General features: G+C 62.1%; 6 protein-coding genes. All 6 read left to right on the top strand.

The features are described 5' to 3' along the window. The first annotated feature begins 39 nt into the window (after positions 1 to 39). The 6 genes from RYC18_RS08420 to RYC18_RS08395 are packed head-to-tail and all read left to right on the top strand — an operon-like array spanning position 40 to position 22,902. The gene (locus RYC18_RS08420; RefSeq protein ID WP_316885151.1) at positions 40 to 6,744 is read left to right on the top strand and encodes an SDR family NAD(P)-dependent oxidoreductase; all 6,705 of its coding nucleotides are present in this window, start codon (positions 40 to 42) and stop codon (positions 6,742 to 6,744) included. Next, positions 6,741 to 9,761 carry an alpha/beta fold hydrolase gene (locus tag RYC18_RS08415; protein ID WP_316885149.1) on the top strand — a complete coding sequence of 1,007 codons (3,021 nt, stop codon included), beginning with the start codon at positions 6,741 to 6,743 and terminating at the stop codon, positions 9,759 to 9,761. Before RYC18_RS08420 ends, RYC18_RS08415 begins: the two co-directional genes overlap by 4 nt. Next, positions 9,762 to 15,218 (top strand): beta-ketoacyl synthase N-terminal-like domain-containing protein, encoded by a 5,457-nt coding sequence (locus tag RYC18_RS08410; RefSeq protein ID WP_316885147.1) that lies wholly within the window; start codon positions 9,762 to 9,764, stop codon positions 15,216 to 15,218. It begins immediately after the preceding gene. Beyond that, positions 15,202 to 20,625, top strand: a complete 5,424-nt coding sequence (locus RYC18_RS08405) for a beta-ketoacyl synthase N-terminal-like domain-containing protein (protein WP_316885145.1) — start codon at positions 15,202 to 15,204, stop codon at positions 20,623 to 20,625. Before RYC18_RS08410 ends, RYC18_RS08405 begins: the two co-directional genes overlap by 17 nt. Next, positions 20,615 to 21,502: an ACP S-malonyltransferase gene (locus RYC18_RS08400; protein ID WP_316885143.1), complete on the top strand. Its 888-nt coding sequence runs from the start codon at positions 20,615 to 20,617 to the stop codon at positions 21,500 to 21,502. Before RYC18_RS08405 ends, RYC18_RS08400 begins: the two co-directional genes overlap by 11 nt. Further along, entirely contained in the window at positions 21,499 to 22,902 is a 1,404-nt protein-coding gene (locus tag RYC18_RS08395; protein WP_024684159.1) for an FAD-dependent oxidoreductase, read from the top strand. Before RYC18_RS08400 ends, RYC18_RS08395 begins: the two co-directional genes overlap by 4 nt. The last annotated feature ends 4 nt before the right edge of the window (positions 22,903 to 22,906 follow it).

Here is a 22,906-nt window from a genome sequence, read left to right as displayed (position 1 = left end):
TAGCATCCCTGTTCCCGCCCGCAGCCAGAAGGCAATGCCATGCAATCCGATGAGCGTTCGACTTGCCACACCGCGAAAATCGTATGGTCTGCCGAATCTTGCAGCCCTGCCTCGACCGGTAGAACGTGGCTTGCAATAGCAGATGGCCAACACTGCGATACCCCCGACGGCTGCATTCCGATCGATGCCGACCGGATCGCAGGCAGCGCCCTCGCGGCGGGCGACACTGTGCTGGTGGCTGTATCCGAAACCGAAACCTCTGGCCCATGGCAGCTGGCGCAAAGCCAGTTTGAGTCGATTCATCGCATCATCGCCGCGCTGCTGGCGACGGGCACGCCTCTGAAGCTTTTGCTTTTCAGCGGTATCGCCAACGCCGACGCAGCTGCTGCGCACGGCTTGTTGCAATCCCTGCGCTGCGAAACCGAACAACTGGCTCACACCTGGCTGGAAAGCGATGCGAGCCTGGCACAGTCACTCACCATCTGCGGGCTAATGCAGCAGGAAGGGCTTCGGCGCCTGCGAGTCGAGGGTGGCAAGCGCCTAGTGGCTCATCTGCACCAACAAGTAACGCCGCTCGCGAACGAACCCAGAAGCCAGGACGGGCCGGCGCTGATCATCGGCGGCTTGGGTGGCATCGGCCAGCACCTGCTGGAACATATCGTCGGCCAGCAACCGGTTTTCGTCATGGGCCGCTCGCCCTTGAGCGATGAACGACGCTCGCGCTTGAAAGCGCTGGGTTGCTCAGGCTACTTCCAAGGCGATGCGACGGACACCGAGAGCCTGCGACAGACGCTTTCGACGCTCCATGAACGCTACGGTTGGGTGGACACCGTCTTTCACCTCGCCGGTCATCTGGAAGATGGCCTTTTCCAATCGCAGACGACTCCCTCTTTGGAAAAGGTCATGAAGACCAAGATCGCGCCGGCCCTTGCCCTTGCGCATCTGCAGAACGAGATGGCAATACGCCGCGTGGTCATGTTCGGCTCGCTATCAGCAACCGTCGGTCTGGCCGGACAGACGGCCTACGCATCAGCCAACGCCTACCTGCATGCTCTGGCTGAGCGGCAATGCCTGCAAGGCCATACGGGCTGGTCAACCATCGGCTGGGGTATCTGGGATGTGAGCGGTATGGCGATGGGCCAGGACCGCGGACTGCTGTTGCCTATGGCCCCTGACAAAGCCCTGGCGGCGATGGATGAGCTGCTTGCCGCCCGCTGCGCCGACGCCCTGATTTACGCTGGCAGGCTGCTGACTGAGGCAGCCTCCGGTCGACAAGCGGCGAAAGCCAGTCGCGCGCCAACGCTGGATACTAAGCTGCTGGTGCGCCAAGCCATTGCCAAGTTTACTGGCCTGGAAAATCTCGCAGAGGCTGAAAACGTGCTGGATCACGGCGCTGACTCAGTCGCGGCGATCAGCATTGCCGCAGAGATCGAACGCCGCCTGGCCGAGGCAGGCATGGTCACTAGAGTCCCCCGCTCCATCCTGTTCGAGTACCCGAGTATCTCGAGCCTATCGGCCTACATAGAGGCTCGCGCGGCAACCATTGGACTGCAGCCCGAGCCCGCGGTGGCCCCCCAGTCCCCTCCCGAGCTCACTTGGCGAGCCCCCTCCCCACATGTGCGCGCTCACACCCAGGACGAGCCGCACTGGCGGGCGCAGGATATTGCCATCGTCGGTATGGCGGGCTCTTTTCCAGGTGCTACCAGCATGGAAGAATTGTGGCCGCTGCTGGCAGAAGCGCGATTGGCAGTGCGCCCCGTCCCATCGGAACGCTGGGACTGGCGCGCGTTCTATGACAGCGATGCCAGCGCCGCGGGCCGTAGCTATGCCCGCCATGGCGGCTTCATCGACAATGTCGAGATGTTCGACCCGCTGTTCTTCCAAACCACGTTCAAAGCTGCCGAGCGCATGGACCCAGCCGAGCGCAAACTGCTGCAGACGACTCACCATGCGCTGGAAAACTCAGGATTCTTCGCCGCGCCGACTCCTGACGTAGGGGTTTTCATCGCAGCGATGTACGGACACTACCAGCAATTGGAAGCGTCCCAGCCCATCGACACCTCGTTCTCTGCCCAGGCCAACCGGCTTTCTTATCATTTTGACTTCCGTGGGCCATCGCTGACCTTGGATACCATGTGCTCAGGATCGCTGACGGCCCTCCATCTGGCCATCGCAGCACTGCGCCGCGGCGAGTGCCGGCAGGCAATCGTAGGCGCAGCCAATATCATGGTCAGCCCACATAAATATCGGGTGCTCAGCCAGGGCAAATTCCTCAGCCCGACGGGCCGCTGTCATACCTTCGGGGCACAGGCAGACGGGTATGTCCCAGGTGAAGGGCACGTGGTCTTCGTCCTTCAGCCCTTGCAGGAGGCAATCGATGCCGACGCACGCATCCATGCGGTCATCCATGGTAGCGCGGTTAACGCAGGCGGGCGCAGCAGCGGCTTCACGGTACCCTCGGCAGCAGCGCAAACCAAGGTCATCGAAGCCGCACTGCGCGATGCCGACCGCCAGGCACACGACATCACCTACATCGAGGCGCATGGCACCGGCACTCGCTTAGGAGATCCGATCGAGATCGAAGCGCTGAACGGCATATATGGGGCACGTGATTACGGGCACTGCGCCGTAGGATCGATCAAAAGCAATATCGGCCATCTGGAGCCTGCCGCCGGTCTGGCGGGATTGGCCAAGATCGTGTTGCAACTTCGTCACCGCTCGCTCGCCCCTACGATCGGTTGCGACATCGCCAATCCATTGATACCCGTCGGTGAGGGAACAGTTCGTCCGCAGACCGAACTTGTGCCTTGGAACACACCTGACGGCCAGCGTCGCTACGCCGGTCTAAGCAGCTTCGGCGCTGGTGGTGCCAACGCCCATGTCATCGTGGGCGAATACATGCCGCCGCAGGTGAATGCACCGGCACGACATGACGCCGTACCCATGGCAGTGGCCATCAGCGCGCAAAGTGAAGCGTCGTTGAATGCGCTCAAGGCCGCCATCCTCGACTACCTGCTTAAGCAGGAGGGGCTGTGCCTGGAGGACGTCGCCTACACGTTAAACGTGACCCGTCCGGCAATGCGCTACAGGTTCTGCGCCTTGGTCACCGACCTGGATGACCTGGCCAACGCACTGGCATCGTCGACTGCGCACCAAGCGACCTTCAGCGCTCAGCTCGAGCAGGCAGCCAGCCGCTTTCAGGCAGGGGAAAGCATCGACTGGCGGCACCACAACCCACCGGGCAAGATGCTCGACCTCCCGAGTTATCCTTTCGAGAAAATACCACTGTGGGCCAATGAACTACGTGTATCACACGAACCACAAAGCTTGAATCCACCACCAGAAACCGATGATAGGCTTCTGCTCGCAGTTGCGGACTTCACGTCCAATGCGTCCGAGACAACGCGCACGTTCACCAGCCCCTTCACCTTAATTGTCGATCCGGAGCTGGATCGACAACTCCGAGGCCATGGGCATCGGATCGTCGTGCTGCACCCGGTCGACCCGGCGCCAACATCGTCCTGCGGTGCCCCCCGTACCACCAACCTCGTACAAGCCTGCAAGCGCGCACTCGACGACATCCCGCAAGAGCATCCCATCGTCATTGCCCTAGGCAACACATCGAGTACCCCTATCGCGCAGGAGCCTACCCAACGCGCGCTGCACTGGGCACTGTTCCAAGCCATTGCTCATCTGCAAGGCCCAAGATCACTGATGGTCTGTCTGCCAAACGAACCCGATGCCCAAGCAGGTCTCGTCGGCTTGCTGCGCAGTCTTTGCAAGGAACAACCGCAGCTGAGGATCTTGTCACTGCAGCTCGGCGGTTCGCTGGCGCACCCCAATGTTCTCCAGCAGGCCTTGGCACGCCTAGCGTTCATACCAGTCAGCGGCCACGTGCACGAACGTCTGCAGGGCACGCAAAGCCAACGCCTGCAATGGCGCCCGATAGAGTTGCCAGTCGCACCCCCGACGCTATGGCGTCAGGGCGGACATTACCTGATCGCCGGAGGCTTCGGCGGAATCGGCCAAGCCGTCGCTCGCCGACTGGCGAGTGACTTCGGTGCCCATATCAGCCTGGTAGGACGGCGACCTGACAGCGCGCACATCAGGCATGAGTGCCAACAAATGAGCGCGCAGGGCGGGACGGTTCGCTACTACAGCGCTGACCTGGCAGACGTCGGGGCAGCCAAGGCATTGCTCGCCCAAATGAGCCCACTGAACGGTGTGCTGATCGCGAGCGGCGTGCTGCGCGATGGGGTACTGACCGACAAGGCGTTCGAAGACTTTGAACAAGTCGCACGCAGCAAGATCGAGACCACCCTGGCGCTGGACGAAGCGATCGGCTCGGCCCCGTTGGACCTGTTCATGCTGTTCTCTTCAATCGCTGCGGCATTCGGCAACGCAGGGCAGACCGACTACGCCTACGCTAACGCCTGGCTCGATGGTTTCGCCCAGGCGCGCAGCCGTGCGGTGGCGCTCGGGCAGCGCCATGGCCGCACCCTCAGCGTCGCATGGCCGCTCTGGAAAGACACTGGCATGCAAGTCGATACCCAGACCCTTCAGTTCATGACACATGAAACCGGGCTCGAGCCCCTTGAAGCGAACACTGGGGTAGATCTGGTGCTGCGACTGCCCTCAGCACTGGCCGCAGATGTGTGGGCGGTGGCGGTACTTGGCGGCGATACCGGACGCATCACCGAACGGTTGCTCGCACCACCTCGCCAAGATCCCGCAGGCAATCGGGCTTGCGAGTCGAACTCACCTGATGCATTGCGTGAGGCAGTGAACGAACTGCTCGAGACGCTCACCGCCATTCCTGCGCAGAGGATTGATCCTGAGGCGCGTTGGGGCGAGATGGGGCTCGACTCGGTCGGCCTACAAGAACTGGCGAAAAACGTACAGGCTCGGTTCTCGGTGCCTATGGCCGCCAGCGCCCTGTTTCGCTACAACACCCCGAGTCAGTTGGTCCACTATCTCGACAGCCAACGGGCATCCGACACACAAGACCTGAGCACGAGCAGAGCACCCGACGCCGGCCATCCCGATGAATCGCTCACAGGCTATGCCATCATCGGTATGGCCGCCACGTTGCCAGGTGGGGACACTGTCGAGACATTCTGGGACTCGCTCCTGCATGGGCGCAGCGCCATCGTGCCGATGACGCGCTGGCCCGAGGAGGACCTCTACGGCGGTGCAGTGCGGAATATCGAGCATTTCGATGCACGCTTCTTTGGTCTCTCGGCACGTGAGGCGATGCTGATGGATCCCCAGCATCGACTGTTCCTGCAAACGGCATACAACGCCTGCCTCGACGCGGGCTATCGACCAGGCGACATCACCCGCACCGGTGTCTTCGCGGGCGTGCAGTTCAACGACTACCAGGTGCTGCTGCAGCTGTGGGGTCGCTCAAAACATCCCTTCGCCGCCACGGGCAACGCTCATGCGATGCTCTCCAACCGGGTGTCCTACCAATTCGGTTTCAGTGGCCCCAGCGAAACGGTCGACACCGCTTGCTCGTCAACACTGGTCGCCTTGCATCGCGGCATCAAGGCCCTGCAGGAACAGGAGTGCAATACGGTACTGTGTGGCGGAGTCAGCCTAATGATCGACCCGGTCGTAACCCACGCGGCCGCCAGCATGGGTGTGTTGTCGGCGAGCGCTCGCTGCGCCACGTTCGATGAATCGGCTGATGGCTATGTGCGCGGTGAAGGGTGTGGCGCCTTCCTCATCAAGCGCTACGCCGATGCGGTGCGCGATGGCGACAACATCAGAGCGCGGATCGTCGCCAGCCAGGTCAATCACGGGGGGCGTGCCAATTCGCTGACTTCCCCCAACCCGAACGCCCAGTGTGATCTGTTGCTGGCGGCGTACACGCCCGAGTTGGCAGAGCGCCTGGGCTACATCGAGGCGCATGGCACCGGTACGCGCCTTGGTGACCCGATAGAGCTGCAAGCCCTGAGTGCCTTCATCGCCCAGCAAGCCCCCGCAAAGCCACCGGCAAGCGTGCTGGTCGGAGCGGTCAAGACCAATACGGGCCACCTGGAACCTGCAGCAGCCGTACCGGCCTTGGTCAAGGTCATCAAGGCGATAGAGACCGGCTGGCTGCCTGCCAACTTGAACTTCCGTCAGCAAAATCGGGAAATCGACCTACAGGACACGCCTTTTTCACTGCTCACCGAAAAGCAGCCCTGGCGGTCAAACGACCGTGTCGCAGGCATCAGTTCCTTCGGCTTTGGCGGCACCAATGCGCATGTGGTGCTAACGCAGGCCGATGCACCGACACAACAAGTCACGGCACAACCTGGGCAACTGCACTTGGTAGGCCTGTGCGCCAGAACCAAGGAATCGCTTGAACGCATGCGCGATGAACTGATCGAGCATCTGCGCAGCAACCCGCACCTGCCCCTGGCAGACGTGGCCCGGACCTTGGCAATAGGGCGTGAAAGCTTCGAGCACCGACTGGTGGTAAGCGCCATGGATCTGCCCTCATTGATCGAGCAGTTGAGCAGCGCGGCCTTGCACTACGTCGAGCCCCAAGCCCTCAGGAGTCACGTCAACGAAGGGCCGCTGCTGGAGCTCGACAACAGCGTCGTCACCGAGCTTGCGTCAGCTTACCTGCAGGGCCGCGACACGCTCAGACGCATTTACCTGAAGGGCCCCGGCAGACGCATTTCGCTACCTGGCTATGCCTTCGACAGCAAACCTTACTGGTTCGAAACCGCCGCAGACCTGGAGGCCTCATGACTCACCCTGACGCATTATCGTTATCGGCCCTGCAGAAACTGTTCGCCGATGCGCTGCTCGAAGTCGAGCCGCTCGAAGCAGACGAACCCTACATCGAACGTGGCGTCGATTCGATCCTCGCGGCGCAGCTGGCGAAGGCCATTACCCAACGCTTCGCAGTGCCCTGCCGCACGGCGGACCTGTTTGAGGCCGCCTCGCTGCGCGAGCTATTGAAACTGCTTCAAGTACGCATCGAACCTTCGACCACAACACGGACAACGCCAAAAGAAAACCCTCGCTCCAAGACTGGACGCACACCGGTGATCGTGGGTGCCGCCGGTCGTTTCCCAGGTGCGGCATCGCTCGACGAACTGTGGGCAGTGCTCGAGAGCGGCAAACCGCAAACCGGCGTCATGGGTGAGCACAAACGAACCGGGAGCTTCAAGGGTGGGTTTCTGCGGGACATCGACGCCTTCGACAATGGCTTCTTCCATCTCTCGCCCAACGAGTCGGTCTGCGTCGATCCGCAGCAACGGCTTTCCCTGGAGCAGGCCTGGCACGCCATTGAGTGCAGCGGACTGACCCTGACCGAGCTCAAGACACTGCGTTGCGGCGTATTCGCCACCGGGCTGCCGGGCGACTACCGCCACGTACTCAGCGCACACAGCGAGCAAGCAATCAGTGCTGCGGCTTTCACCGGCAATGCGTTCTCCGCCTTGGCCGGTCGTATCGCCTACTGTTTCGACCTGCCGGGACCTGTGCTTTCGATCGACACCGCCTGCTCATCCTTCCTGGTGGCACTACACCAAGCCGCCATGGCGTTACGCAGTGGCGAGTGCGATGCCGCTATCGTCTGCGCAGCGACGCTGTTCTGCACCGATGAAGTTTTTCGCCTAGCACAGGCAAGCCAGGTGCTCTCTGCCTCCGGGCACTGTCTTGCATTCGACGAACGCGCTGACGGCTTCGCACCCGCCGAGGGCGCCGGAGCGCTGTTGTTGACCACCCAAGAGGTGGCCCAGAACCTGGGGCTGGCAATGCTTGCGCAGCTCGATGGCAGTGCTGTTGGCCACGATGGTCGCAGCAATGGCCTGATGTCGCCGAGTGTGAGCGGGCAAACCGAGGTCATCCGTGCAGCCTGGGAGGATGCGCGACGACAAGGTGGGCAAGGACCTGAGCACATTGCCCTGATCGAGACCCACGGTACAGGAACCCCAGTGGGCGATCCGCTCGAAGCCAAGGCGTTGGCGCAGACCTACGGGGAGCTCGAGGGACAAGGGCTGCGATACCTTGGAGCGAACAAAACGATCTTCGGTCATACCTTGGTCAGTTCTGGGCTACTCAGCGTGCTCAAGGCTCTATTGGCCCTGGACAGGCAGCAGATACCCGGGCCGCTGCTGAGGCCATCCTCTTCTTCGCACTGGCACGACATCATGCCGGTATCATCCCCGCACACCGCACATGCGCTGCCGCCCGGTGCCGGCATCGCCATCAGCGCGTTCGGCTTCACCGGTGTGAACGCCCATGTGTTGTTGCACAAGCCAGGCAGCGCAAGCGCTGTACAGGTCGATATCGAAGGCCTGTGCATCAGCGCCGCCAGTGAGGCCGGACTACAAAGAACGGCACTATTGCTGGCCCGATTTCTCGCCCAAGGCACACTGTCATATGCACAAGTGTGTGCCAGTTGTGCCGCCAGAACGCCTCAGGCCGTGCGGGCGGTGGTCTGCGCGGAGCAGGTCGACCAAGTGGTCGATGCTCTGGCGCGATGGGGGCGCTCGACTCCGACAGGGGTGGTTGTCGCTCGCGACTACCAAGAGCTGCCCGCCAGCACTCGTCGACCCGACGGCGTCGCTGCTCGCTGGCTGCAAGGCATGGCTACCCGCATCGGAGTATCCCAGGCCATCCATGTGCCCCCCTACCCCTTCGCCCGCCGCGCGTTCTGGCCTGGCCTGCCAAGCACAGCCACAGACCAGGACAACGCTGGCGGATCCGCCAACGTGCTGGAGGAACTGCGCCAACGCCTGGCGCAGCTGTGCGGCTACCGACTCGAAGAGGTCGATAGCCAAGCTCCGCTGTCCAGCCTTGGGCTCGACTCCCTGACGGTACTGCAACTGCTGGCACCCTTCCAGAAACGGAGCGGGAAGATAGCTGTCGAACAGGCCTTTGCCGCAAGCACTCTTGCCGAACTGGCCACGCTGATCGAACGTGCGGCGCAGTCGGGCCGGGTAGCTGACCAAGCGGCGACCGACCTGCCACTGGGCCTGCGCCGGCGTCAGACCCGCAGCGGCCTGACAGTGCTGGACCAGGCAGGCAACTTGCCGCCTGTGATACTGGTCAGCCCGCTCAATGCCTCACCCAGAATCTGGGTGCAGCAGTTGCCCATGCTGCGTCGTGATGGCTGGAATCCTTGCATCGTCGAATTGCCGCTGCATGACGCAGTACAGCCCGATACCCCAGAGATCGATCTGGGTAGGGTCGCTGCGCAATTGGCGCAATTGTGCGAGGAACTGTCCGTGACGGGTCAGCCAGTCCCGTGCATCGGCTGGTCGCTTGGAGGCTGCGTGGCACTGCATGCTGCGCTCCAACACTCGCCCTGCGTAGGGCCCATCACGGTGATCAGTGCCGCGCCGTGGTTCGGCGAGACGATCCTGGAAGACACTCTGCAAGCGCAAAGTGAACTGGAGGGGCGCGGCGAGATGTTCGACCAAATTCTACCGGGTAACGGCAGCGTCGCCTCACGGATCGGCGCGGGCCTGAACCTCAGGAGCCTGGGTGCCTACATTAATGCGCTGAGTACATTCGACATCCGCGAGGCATTGGGAGATCTGAACGTGCCGCTGCTGGTCATCCACGGCGCTCAGGACAATGTGATCCAGGCCCAGTGCGTCATGCCGCTGCGACAGCTCGAAAAGGCACGGTTCTTGGAGATTGCCGATGCCGGTCACTTCTCGCCTCTGACACACGCCACGCTCGTCAACCGAACGTTGCTCGACTGGCTACACGTCAGCAAGCCCTCCGCCAACGTCACTCAGGTAGCTTGAATGGACACACTCATTGCCGATTCCCGTCCTGCCACACCAGAAGAAACGCTGATCTGGCACCGCAGCCAGACGCATGCCGGCGATCCGGGACTGATATTGAGCTACCGCTTCGCGCTGGCATCATCGGTGGATGTCCAGCTTCTGGACCATGCACTGTATAGGTTGCTGGCCGGGCCCTTCGCCAGCCTGCGCAATACGTTTTTGCTCAACAACGGCACGCTGCTCAGCAAGCGCCTGGCCCTCAGCCCTGAGGTGCTGGAGTACGATAGTTGCCCGCAACCATTGCAATCCCTGACGCAGGGCCACTCAAGGCACTATCGCTTCGTCCTGCAGACACTTGAGGACGGGCAGTGCTACCTGGACTGCCTCTTCAGCCACCTGGTGATGGACGGCGTGAGTCTACAGCGCTTTCTGGCAGCCCTTAGCGAATGCTACGCCGGCCGCACGCCGGTGCCCTGCCCCGCAGCCGGCCCACGCACACCGGCGCCTGCAGGTTTCTGGAGCGAGCTGCTCGGCGGCTACACCCTTGAGCAATCCCTGCCGATGATGCCGCCTGCCTCAGGCCCCCGGTCAGGTCAGGTCAGGACAGCCACAATGACCTTGAGCCGGGTCACCCCCGATCAGTGCAACACCCTGCAAACCAGCGGATTTCGCCTGACCTGCGCGGCCATGGCACTGACCCTTGCCCGCTACCTGCGGGCTTGGGAGCAGAACGCCAAGATAATGCTGTGCCATACAGTACAAGTGCCTGGCGGCCCCGACGCAGGGACCTGCAGCAACCTTGTTCCTCTGCCTGTCGACGTGGATGCCTGTTCAGACGCTCACACACTGTTGCAACACATTGGCGAAACACGTCGACGCATCCGTCCCTTCCAGCACACACCATGGAACGAGCTGCTGGCTCAGTTCCCGGCGGGGAGCGCAGGCAATGTCGTCATCAATGAGTCGCCTGGGCTGCTTACACCGACCGCCCCAACGATAGGCGAGGTCTGCGAAGTTCGTGCCTTGCCATGCGCAGGTGGACCGTACGATCTGGCCGCCGTGTGCTCGATGGCCGGAGGATGTCTGCAAGTGCGCCTGGAAGCCAGTCACGAACGCAGCACGCCGCGCTGGTTCGCGCAGTTCGCAGAACAGTTTCAACACAGCCTACACGACCTGCTCGAGGACACGCAGCAGCCCTTCGCAGCGCTGGCAACACTGAAGCGACCAGAGCCTGGCGAACGAGGCCAACGAATCCCTCCCGTTTCGCTGGAGCAGATGCTGTGCGCACTGGAACAGGCCGAGGCAGAACGGATTGCGGTAATTGACGACGATGGTGAGCTGACCTACAGCGCACTGCGCAGCAGTATCGATGCCACCGTTGTACGCCTGGCGCAACAAGGAGTCAGCCAAGTCGGGGTCTGCATCGGCCGCAACCGTTGGCTGCCGATCGCACTGCTGGCAGCGCTCAAGCACGGCGTTCGCTTCACCCCACTTGAGGCCGGCCTGCCCGACGAAGCATTGAGCGATCTGATCCACCGAACCCAGATCAGCTACGTACTGTGCGATCGCTCTACCCATGCCCGTCTTGCCCATGCGGCTCCCCAAGCGGTGCTCCTGAACATCGAAACACAGGTGATGTCCGGGGCAGGAACGTCTACATCGTCTTCGCAAGAAATCGACCCCATTGCCTACCAGATGTTTTCCTCAGGCAGTACTGGCGTCCCCAAGGGTATCCAGATCGGCCGTGACAATCTGGCAGCCTTCCTGACGGCCATGGCCGCGATGCCGTTCTGCTATCCGGGTGCGCGCTGGATTGCGCTGACTCCACTCAGCTTTGACATTTCCTTGCTAGAAGCACTGCTACCGCTGTGCAGCAACGGCTGCATCGTGATGGCCGACGACCCTGTACGACGCAGTGGCCGACAACTGATCGATCGTATCGAGCGAGATCGGATCGAAATCCTGCAGCTCACCCCATCCAGCCTGCGTCTGTTGAAAGACTCCGACTGGCAGGCACGACGCCCCATCACCCTACTGTGCGGTGGCGAGCGTCTGAGTCAGGAAATGGCAGACTGGGTCCTGGCTGCAGGCCATACGCTGTTTCATGTCTACGGCCCTACCGAGGCCACCATCTGGGCCAGTTGCCAGCGCGTCACCCGCGGCATGCCGCTCAGCATCGGGCATCCGCTGGACAACACCGCCCTGCAGGTCGTGGACGATCAATTGCAGCCGCTCGCCTTGGGTGTTCCCGGCGAACTGCTCATCAGCGGATCGTTGGTCGGAGCGGGTTACCTGCCGCCGGCCCCGCAGCACAACTTCATCGAGCCATTCAGCGCGCAGAGCAATCGCGCCTACCGCACCGGCGATCGAGCTGTAGCCTGGGGCGAGCAACGTATCGACTACCTCGGTCGGCTGGACTCTCAGGTCAAGATACGCGGCCATCGCGTGGAGCTGTCCGAGGCTGAGGCGCTGATCAGGCGCCTTGCACCCGGTGTGGAGCCTTGCTGTGTGGTGCGCGAGGAGCCTGTCGCCTACCTGTGCGCATTCATTCGACCGGCTCAAGGCCGTCCATTCGACGTGGAAACGCTGCGCGCACAAGTCGAATCTCGGCTACCCGAGCAGCGTTGCCCATCACGCTATGTATTGGTGGACCAGTGGCCGCACACCCCCAACGGCAAGCTCGATTTGCGCAGGCTGATGCAAGCCGAGTTGCAGACGCTGGCTCGCTCGGCGCATGAGCAAGAGAGCGGTCCAAGCCGCGACAGCGAGTCGCAGGGAATCACCGAGCTGCGCAGATTAATTGCCGAAACATTGGGTGTACAGGTCCAAGACCCCAATCAGTCACTGGTCGCTGCGGGTGTGGATTCAATCGGCTTCAACTTGTTGGCAGAGCGCTTGCGCCACGAACTCGCAGTGGATATTGCGCCGCATCGCTTTTACGAACTCAGCAGTCTCACCGCCATCGCCAACGCATTGCATACCGAAACGCCAAGCGAACTTTCCAGTCCCAAACCAGCAGCCCAGTTTGAGGCTGCGCCGCTGGCCATCCTCGGGATGGCAGGCGTCGGCCCGGCAGGGCTGGACATCGATGAACTTTGGCAAGCGATGCTGGAGCAGCGCAATTGCATAGCCCCATGCGTCAGATCCGATTCGCCGAGCATCTTGCCGGGCGGCTACCTGAATGACATCGACAGCTTCGATGCCTCTTTTTTCGGCATTTCGGCCGTTGAGGCTGCGCACATGGACCCACGCCAGCGTCTGCTACTGCAAGAGTGCTGGCGGACGTTCGAAGATGCCGGCCTAGTCCCCGACGACTACCGCGGCGCGCGCGTTGGTTGTTATATCGCGGCCACAGGCTGCGAATACGCCACGGTCGTATCGGCGCGGCAAAAAACGGCCCATGCCTACGACATGACAGGCACCTCGGCGAGCATCCTGGCCAACCGGCTGTCGTACCAATTCGACTGGCGGGGGCCATCGGTGACGATCGACACGGCCTGCTCCAGCGGTCTGACCGTACTCGCCCGAGCTGCGGCCGATCTGCATCAGGGCCGCTGCGACATGGCGTTCGTAGGTGCGGTGAATCTTCTGATCGATTCACGCACAGATGATGCTTTGCGTGCAGGACAGTTCCTCTCACCGAACGGTGTCTGCTCCCCATTTGCCGAAGCTGCGAACGGGTATGTCAGGGGCGAAGGCGTTTTTGCCATGCTGTTGTGTAGGGCCGGAGAGACATTGCCCGGCCTGGGGCCGTGTGCGCTGCTGGCAGCGGTCGAGGACGGCCATTGCGGACGCTCCGCATCCTTGACCGCGCCAAGCGCCAGCGCCCAGGCTGACATGATCGCAAGTATTTATCGCTCCCTTGGCGGCACCTCAGATGTCGGATTCATCGAGACCCACGGAACAGGCACGCGCCTGGGCGACCCCATCGAGGCCGAAGGCATCAGTCGCGCACTGAGCAGCATGCACGTTCGGGGCGACGCACCGATCTGCCTTGGCACGTCCAAGGCCGCCTTCGGCCATCTGGAGGCTGCTGCCGGACTGTTCGGCCTGATCAAGGCGGTTAAGGTCGTCGCCGAAGCCATGGTGCCGGCAAACCCGGAGCGAGGCCCTGAGAACCCGCGGGTGAAACTGGAGGGTGCGGCACTAGCCAAGGCCGGCAACCAGAACTGGCCCAAGGCCGGCGATATTCGCCGGGCCGGGGTCTGCAGTTATGGCTTTGGAGGTTCCGGGGCACACGCGGTGGTGCAAAACGTTCCCTCACGGCCCGCCAGCCACGAACGAATGCAAAACCAAGCCCCCTGCCTTGCAGTGCTCTCGGGATTCGATGCGCCAGCACTCAAGCGTCAGGCCAAGGCTCTGAAAACCTGGCTGACGGAACATCCGGATGCGAGTCTTGCTGCCATTACCAAGACCCTGGGATTGCATCGCACCGCAATGGCCTCGCGCGTTGCCGTGGCGGTGCACGATCACCAGAGCCTGCTTCAGGCCCTGGAATGCATCATCGAAGACCATCCCCTACCTGCAATCGAAGACCTTGCACTGCAACAGGCAGCAAGCAACTACCTGCAGGGGGGCACGCTTGAGCCGTCACTGTTCGACCCCTCGATACTCCCAGTACGCTTGCCAACTTATCGCTTCGATGGCAGCTATCGCTACCCACTGCCATCGACCTTGCAGCTGAACTTGAAGCCCTGCCACGATCGCCCCTCGGAGGTGACCGCACGTCACCCTGTCTTCCAAGACCATCAGGTGAACCGCCAAGGCGTTCTACCCGGCGTATGCGCATTGTATTGGGGGTTACGTCTCGCCCGCCACGATACCTTGCACAGGAGCCTGGTGGACATCACCTGGCGCGTACCGCTCAGCCAGTTCGCCGCCGATAGCGCGCTGGATCTGACCCTTACAGACGATGGCACGTTCAGGTTGCTGGCAGGCGACACACCGTTGGTCAACGGGACGCTCTCGTTCGACCTGCATTACCCGGCTCCGACCAGCCAGGCATTGCAGCGCCTGCGTGAGGTCCAAGGACGCCTGCCGGATGCGCGGCGTATAGATGCTGCCCGTCTTTACGAGGCATTCGATGCCTTGGGTATCGAGTACAGCAGGGATTTTCGCAGCGTCATCTGGGTTGATCGGCAAGGGCCGCTCGCATGCGCACGCCTGATTTGCCACGGCACTGAAGCGATCCAGCAGTGGGGGTTGCTCGACGGGGCATTGCAATCGGGATTGGCCTTGACCCTGGAGAGCCGCAGTACACCCGTATTGCCATTCACCCTGGGCGCACTGGTCTGGAGCGCACCTGTGGACTGCCCGGCCGGCACCTACTACGCCTTGACGGAGAAGACCAGCGACTTCAGGACCCAGATCCTGCTCTGCGATGACCGTTTCCGAGTGATCGCGCAATTCATAGACCTGGGTATCAAGCCTTATTCCGGGAACATTTTGGGAGACGCGCATGAACAGCAACGCTGACACACCAAGCCTTGGCCTCTTCGAGCCTGACTGGCAATTCACCATGACCGCGCATTCGCCCCAAGAATCGGTGCCAGACTGGATTCTGGTGCCAGCAACACAGCCGTCGCTGGCAGAGGAAATGGCAGGACTACTGGGCGAGCAGAGGGTGCGAACCTTTACCGAAGCGCCGCTTGACCTGCCACCCGGTGATCACTACGCAATCATCGTACGCAGCCCTTGGGCACAAGGGGCACAAACGTCGGTGACAGTGGCGGTGCTGAATCTGCTCAAGACTCTGAGCCGGCTACAGCGCGCACGGATCGATGTGGTTGCCTGCCGAGCCCTTGCAGGACCACCCGGGCAGGATGTCCGTTATCCGTTGGATGCGACCTGCCTGGGGCTGGCCCAGACTGCCAGTCGCGAGTATCCCCACCTGAGCATCAATGCCTTCAGCCTGTGCGATTTCGCTGTAGCCACCTTGCACCGCGCGTTCAGCCACCGTCCCACACATGCCCCCGCGACACCGGTGCACATCACTCAGGACGGCTATGCCGTCCGCCACTTCAAACGGGCATCGCTGAACAGCAGCGTATCGGGCCTGGCCCTGCGCAAAGGCGGGCACTATCTGGTGCTGGGTGGCACGGGCGGTCTGGGACGGATGCTTGCCAGCTATCTGGTTGAGCGCCATCAGGCGCGGGTGCACCTGGTCTCGAGGTCTGCGCCCGACTTCGAACTGCATGAACTCATGCGTCATAGCTCCTGCGACATCAGCGTGCCTCAAGCGCTCGAGGCGATCTTCGAAGCGCACGGCCCGTTCGACGCGGTGATTCATTCTGCGATGGATCTGCACGACCAGACCCTAGACACGTTGCAGCCTGCCCAGCTTGAACGCAATCTGCGGCCCAAGCTCCTGGGCAGCTATGGTTTGATTCAAGCACTGCGCCAGCATCCGGTAGATTTCGTGCTGTTCTTTTCCTCGATCCAATCACACCTTGCCAATCCTGGCCAAGGCGCCTACACGGCCGCCTGCGCGGTCAAGGACGCCATGGCCGCCTTGCTTGAGGAGACCTTCCAGATCCCTTCGAAGATCATCAACTGGGGTTATTGGGGCAGTGTCGGCGCGGTGGCCGCGCCTTACTATCGGGAACGCATGGAAAAGGTCGGGGTTGGCTCACTCGAAGCCGAAGACGGCATCGCCACCATCGAAGCCCTGATCAGCAGCGACCAACGCCAGGTGATGGCGCTCAAGGCCAACGCACAAGCCCTGTTGGCCATGGGCTTCGAAACCGCCGACAGCCCAGGCGTCGTGCCAGTCGATGAACTTCAAAGCCTAATCCCCCCGTTTGATGATCAGGCCGAATGGGTCAGACGCAACGAGCAGGCCAGCGTGGCGCTGGATGAATACGCCCGTCGCGCCATTCATCGCATAGGCATTCCCACCAACATCGCAGCTCACCACCAAGCACTGGCCCAGGCACTGAGCGCCATAGAGGATGCGCCCCAGGCGCTGGATCGACACAGCTTGTTGCAGCGCTTTGCCCACCTGCGCGCGCACCTTGATCTGCTGGACGCCTGCATGGCCGACTTCGCCTCGATCCTGCAAGGCAAGACCGATCCGCTAGAGGTGCTGTTCCCCCATGGCAGCTTCGACCGGGTAGAGGGGGTGTACCGTAACAACCCCGTGGCCGACTATTACAACCAGACCATGGCGACCATCGTCGAGCGTCTGGCCGACAGCACTGAACAGCCGCTTCGCGTGCTCGAGATTGGCGCTGGCACAGGTAGCACTACCGAGCAAGTGATGGCGCGCGTGGGCCACAGGCTAGGCCAGTACCGCTTCACCGACCTCTCGCTATCTTTCATCAACCGGGCCAGAAGAACCTTCGACCAGCCCTGCTTCGAGGCCAGCATCTACAACGTGGAACAGCCTCCTCAATGGCTTGGCGCATTCGACATCGTGCTGGCGACCAACGTGATCCACGCCACCCGCGACATCCGCGAGTCACTGCGCAATATTCGTCGCGCATTGCGTCCAGGCGGCGTAATCGTGCTCAACGAGGTGACGGCACTGCAGCACTACGCAACCTTGACGTTCGGCCTGACCAAGGGCTGGTGGCTCAACACCGGCCCCGAGCGAATAGAAGGAAGCCCATTGCTCGACGCGGCCACCTGGCAGCGGCTGTTGCGCGAAACCGGCTTCGAAAACACCGAGCACCACGGCAATCAAACCCAAGGACTGATCGTCGCCCGCGTTCCTGTATCGGCCACGGCAGGCGCGCCAGCCGAAAGGGCCCCTGCCGCCAGCGCCAGCCAAACCTCGGGCGCAGCAGCCGCGAACATCGACGAGGTGCGCTTGAGCTCGGCGATGGCGTTCGCTCGGGACGCGATCGCCTCGGTCATGCACCTGACCCCTTCTGACCTCGACCCCACGCGAGCACTGAAGGACTATGGGATCGACTCCCTGATTGCGTTGGAGTTAGTAAAGCCGTTCAAAGACAAGGTCGGATACGTGCCAGCCACGCTGTTCTTCGAATACCCCACCCTCGCCGACCTGGCGGGCTATCTGGAGCAGTGCCACCCAGAAGCCTTCAAGGTTGCGGACAGCAGCGCCCCTGCAATCGCCTCGCAGCCTGGTGGGGAGTCCGACACCCTGCACTTCGTGCGTGAAAGCATCGCCAAGGTCATGCACATGTCCCTCGACGAACTCGACGATGACGCTGCATTCGCCAGCTACGGCATCGACTCACTGATCAGCCTGGAATTGATCAAGCCGATGCAGGCTCGTTACGGCTATCTGCCCGCGACCTTGCTGTTCGAATACCCAAGCATCGCGCAACTGGCCGGTCATCTGGGCCAGCACGCCACGAGCGCGCAAGCCAAGGTAACAGCTGCGGGTCATGCACACGCCACGACCGGGCAAGGACCACAGCCTGCTGACCTGCGCACCGATCAACCAGCGCAGGCGCAAGCGATCGCCATCATCGGCTACCGCGGACGTTTCCCGGGTGCGGAGGACACCGCACAGCTCTGGGAGCGACTGCTGCAGGACGTGCCTCTGAGCAGTCCGTTACCTCCCGCACGCTGGCCCCGGGAGCACATGCAAACGTCGACCTATGCCGGTGTTGGTGCATTTCTCAGTGACGTCGACAGGTTCGATCACGGGTTCTTCAACATCACACCAATGGACGCAACCCTGATGGATCCCCAGGAACGGTTGTTCCTGGAGACCGCGTACCAGACATTTCTGCATGGTGCTCATCCGGCATCGCGACTCAAGGGCAGCCGAACCGGCGTGTACGTCGGCGTGATGAATACCGGCTATGCCAACCTGACACCGATAGACAGCGACGGCCCGAGGCCGACATCACTGCATTGGTCGATCGCCAATCGGGTGTCATACCACTTTGATCTGCACGGTCCGAGCATGGCGGTCGATACCGCATGCTCTGCCTCCTTGACCGCTCTGCACACTGCGGTGAATGCGTTGCGCCTAGGCGACTGCGACATGGCCCTGGTCGGAGGCGTGAACGTGATCGCACACCCTCGACAGTACGACGACTTGTGCCGCTTGCACATGCTCTCGCTAGAGGGCGTATGCCGACCGTTCGGCGAGGGCGCCGATGGTTTCGTCGACGGCGAAGGGGTGTGCGCCATGCTGCTCAAACCGCTCGACCGGGCTCTGGCGGATGAGGATCCGTTGTACGGGGTGATAGAAGCCTCGGCACTAAATGCCGGAGGCAAATCCAACGGCTACAGCGCACCCAACCCGCAGGCGCAGTCCCGCCTGATTCGCGAGGCCTTGGACAAGGCCAAGTGGGCTCCGACGCAACTGGACTACGTCGAGGCTCACGGCACCGGCACCGCGCTCGGCGATCCGATCGAGTTCAAGAGCCTGGCGGCGGTGCTTGGCGAAGGACGCACGGAGACCTCGCGTCTGCCGATCGGCTCGATAAAGGGCCACATCGGCCACCTGGAGTCGGCAGCCGGACTGGCGGGTGCAGTGAAGATCCTGCTGCAGATGCGTCATCGCACACTGCTCCCGTCGCTGCATGCACACCCGGCCAATCCATTACTGGAGCCTCAGGCGACCGGACTGATGGTCAATCGCCATGCCAGGCCATGGCCTGCACGCGATAACCAACCCTATCGCGCGGCGTTGTCGTCCTTTGGCGCAGGAGGTGCCAACGCACACGTGCTGCTGAGCTCTGCGATCCAGACCTCGAGGCCGGCGAGACATCCAACATCGGCGAGACAGCTGATCATGCTGTCGGCCCATAGTGTTCAGGCACTGGATGCCTCTCGTATCGCGCTATTGCAATGGTTGGAGCAAAACGATGTGCCTCTGCCACGCCTGGCCTCCAGCCTTGCACACCAGCGTGATCACCTACGCCACCGCCTAGCCTTGTGCAGCGACTCGACGCAGGATCTGCGCCGCCAGTTGGCGCTATCGTTGGTAGACCTGCGTGGTAACGGTGAAAGCACTGCGGTGGCGGGTTGTGATGCAAACGCGATGAACTCGATGCGCATGCCGGGCCAGCAGCAAGACATGGACCTGGACAGCGTTCGCCTGGCTTATCTGGGTGGTGCACTGCCAGATTGGCACGCCCTGTTCGCAGCCGATGAACCGCTCGAGCTGCCGGAATATTGCTTCGACGGCACGCCACTCTGGGTGCAGGCTCGGGAGTCGGGTTTCGAAAGCCTTGACACGCTGCTGGCCGACCACAACATCGACGGACAGGCGATAGTACCGGCAGGCTACTACTTGGCACGCCTGCTGGCTGACACTTCAACCGCTGGACTGATGGATGTGCGATTCGAGGCCCGCGCCCAGTCGTTTGATTGCGTCGGCACGGAGCAGACAGCGGATAGGTTTGTAGTGACCATCGCCAACACTACTGTCGCCAGCGCCTCCACCCTGGAGCAGCACAGCCACGACCAGCAGCAGCCTTGGACGCTGGACTCGGGCCATTACCTGCAGCGCACAGCGATCTACCAGAAGTTCGCACGCATGGGCTATTGCTACGGTGACTCACTGCGCCTGCTGCGCTGGGCCTGTGTTGGAGACGACAAGGTGCAGGCGAGTGCGCTGCCCGCGCGCAGCTTCTCTATGCCACTGTCGCCCGCAATCATCGACGCCGGTCTGCAGACCGCGCTACTGCTCGACGACGGGGAGGCAGGTCCGGCCTGGGTACCCTGGATGGCCGAGAAGGTCGAGCGGCTGTCCACTCATGCGGCGATTGCCTACGTGTGCTGCCAGCGACGCGAAAAAACCGCCCGGAGCGTGACCCACGATTTCGAGTTTCTTGCGCAGGACATGAGTCCGGTTCTGCGTATCCAAGGCTTGGTTTCACTGAACCCAACCCATGATGTGGCGCGCGGGCAAAAGCCTGCGGCACGCCCGAAGGTGGTGCTGCATGAACTTTGAACGACCTGGCGCGCTGGCAATCGTCTTTCCTGGCCAAGGCTCGCAATTTCCTGGAATGGGGCTGGAGCTTCTGCCCAGGTTCCGCGAGATGACCGAAATCGCTGAGACACTGCTGGGCCTGCGGCTAGCCGAGTTGCTCGAAGATGCCGGCAGACTTGCCGACACCGCTTTCACGCAGCCTGCCGTATTCGTCGTCAGCGCGATGAGCTTCGAGGCAATGCGCCAGGACCGCGATATAGATCGAGCCGACCTGATGCTTGGCCACAGCCTGGGGCTGTTCGGCGCCATCCACGCCAGCGGCCGGCTCGGTTTCGCAGACACCTTGAAACTGGTGATCGAGCGTGGACAGCTGATGAAGGCTGCCGGGGACGGGGCGATGCTCGCGGTGATGGGCATCGACGCCCAGGGCCTGGAGGCCTGCCTGCTCGAACAGGGGCTGGACAGTCTCGACATTGCCAACGTGAACGGGCCGGAGCAAACCGTGCTCAGCGGTCCGAGCCAGGCCATCGAGCGCGCGGCACACGACCTTCAACAACGCGGCCTGCGCGCGGTGCAGCTGAATGTCAGCGGGGCGTTTCATTCCCGGTACATGGAAACCGCACGCGTAGCCCTGAGTCGCTATGTGGAGCGGGTCACTTTCAGCACCGGGACCTGTCCATTGATTTCCACCACCCATGGCGGACCGGTACCTGACACCCATCTGCTCGAAGAAATCGTTTTCCAGCTGACCAGCCCGGTGCGCTGGCTGCAGACAATCCAAGTGCTGAGGCAACGTTATTCACTGCTCGACTTCATCGAGCCGGGCCCGGGCCAGGTACTTACGCGCCTTATCGCTGCCATAGACGCCCATCACCAATCGAAAGAGGCATCGCGATGAAACCACAACGAATCGCTATCGTTGGTGGCGGGACCGCAGGCGCGACGCTTGCCTGGCATCTCGCCGCGCTGCACCAGGTCACCCTGTTCGAGGCGGGCGAGCAGTTGGGTGGCCACGCTTTCACCCACACCCTGATACATGAGGGCAAGCTAATCCATGCCGACATGGGTGTCGAATACTTCACGGAGCGGCTCGCACCCAATTTGATGGCGCATCTCAAGGCGCTCGATGTGGGAACCTTCGTCGCGCCCTTGTCATTCAGTTGCCTGGACCCCGACGCCTCCGAGCTATGGAGCAACCAGCACACCGGCAAAGCATTGAGTCCGGCGCTGCGACAGGCATTCGATCGGTTTCATCAGGACATGGTTGAGGTCAGCCTCCACCAGGAACGCTACAAGAGCTGGTCGGTGGGAGATTTCGTCAGGGAGCGGGGCTACGACTCCAGCTTTGTCCACCAAGCCTTGCTCCCGCTGTTGACCGTGTACTCCGGATGCAATGGTCCCTCACTGGACTACAGCCTGGTGTACTGCGCGGTCTCCTTCAACATGAACCTGCTGTCGTTCTTCTCACCCGCTTACTGGCGCAAGGCCACAGGCGGGATTGATGGATACCTGAAGATCATGCATCGCGTGCTCGGCCCGCGGGTGCGCCTGAATACCCCAGTGACGGCTGTCCGTCCGCACGAGCGGGGCGTGGAGGTCAGCACGTTTGCAGGATCACAGGATTTCGACCAGGTTGTACTGGCGAACCACGCCGATCAGGCGCTGCGCCTGCTCGAGACGCCCACTCCCGAACAGACAACCCTGCTCGGGGCGTACGAATATGTTCCGGTCGAAGCCATCCTGCACAGTGACAGCGCAGCGGTCGCCCACGGCTCGCCCGAAAGTTACTGCGTCTTCGTCAAAGCCGCAGACGCACCGGCCGAGGCGAACAATGCCTGGGGGACCCTGACCCGAGTAGTCACCCACTTCGAGCCCTCATCCACGCCGCTTTACGTGACGTTCGACCCGAAAATGGTGCTGGACCCATCCAAGGTCATCCTGCGCAAGCAGTGGAAGCTGCCCAAGCTGCGACCACTCGACCTGCATCGGCGCTCCCTGATAAGGGCGATCCAAGGCCGTGAACGAATCTGGTACTGCGGAACCGACTTCTCCTATGGCGGCCATGAAGGCGCCCTGACCTCAGGTCTGGTGCTGGCCCAGCGTTTCGGCGCGTCAGTGGACCAAGGCAGCAATGCCAGTGCACGCATCCAGTTCGAGCTGGTCAAGGACCTGATGGGCGTTGAATCGGCGTCCGGGAAACTGATACGCCAACTGGACCAGCGCCTGCTGCGCATCGCCGAAAAAATGGGCGCCGTCGAGCGTCTCGCACCGCGCGTGATGCGCCATTACTTGCAATGAGGCT

Origin of the sequence: Pseudomonas syringae group sp. 247E2 (assembly GCF_032587795.1) — a bacterium.
Lineage (GTDB): Bacteria > Pseudomonadota > Gammaproteobacteria > Pseudomonadales > Pseudomonadaceae > Aquipseudomonas > Aquipseudomonas amygdali.
This window is presented reverse-complemented; position numbering and strand designations above follow the sequence as displayed.

Bases quoted from the DNA above. Each gene is read 5' to 3' on its own strand.
- RYC18_RS08420 (WP_316885151.1), top strand. From the start codon at position 40: ATGCAATCCGATGAGCGTTCGACTTGCCACACCGCGAAAATCGTATGG.
- RYC18_RS08415 (WP_316885149.1), top strand. From the start codon at position 6,741: ATGACTCACCCTGACGCATTATCGTTATCGGCCCTGCAGAAACTGTTC.
- RYC18_RS08410 (WP_316885147.1), top strand. From the start codon at position 9,762: ATGGACACACTCATTGCCGATTCCCGTCCTGCCACACCAGAAGAAACG.
- RYC18_RS08405 (WP_316885145.1), top strand. From the start codon at position 15,202: ATGAACAGCAACGCTGACACACCAAGCCTTGGCCTCTTCGAGCCTGAC.
- RYC18_RS08400 (WP_316885143.1), top strand. From the start codon at position 20,615: ATGAACTTTGAACGACCTGGCGCGCTGGCAATCGTCTTTCCTGGCCAA.
- RYC18_RS08395 (WP_024684159.1), top strand. From the start codon at position 21,499: ATGAAACCACAACGAATCGCTATCGTTGGTGGCGGGACCGCAGGCGCG.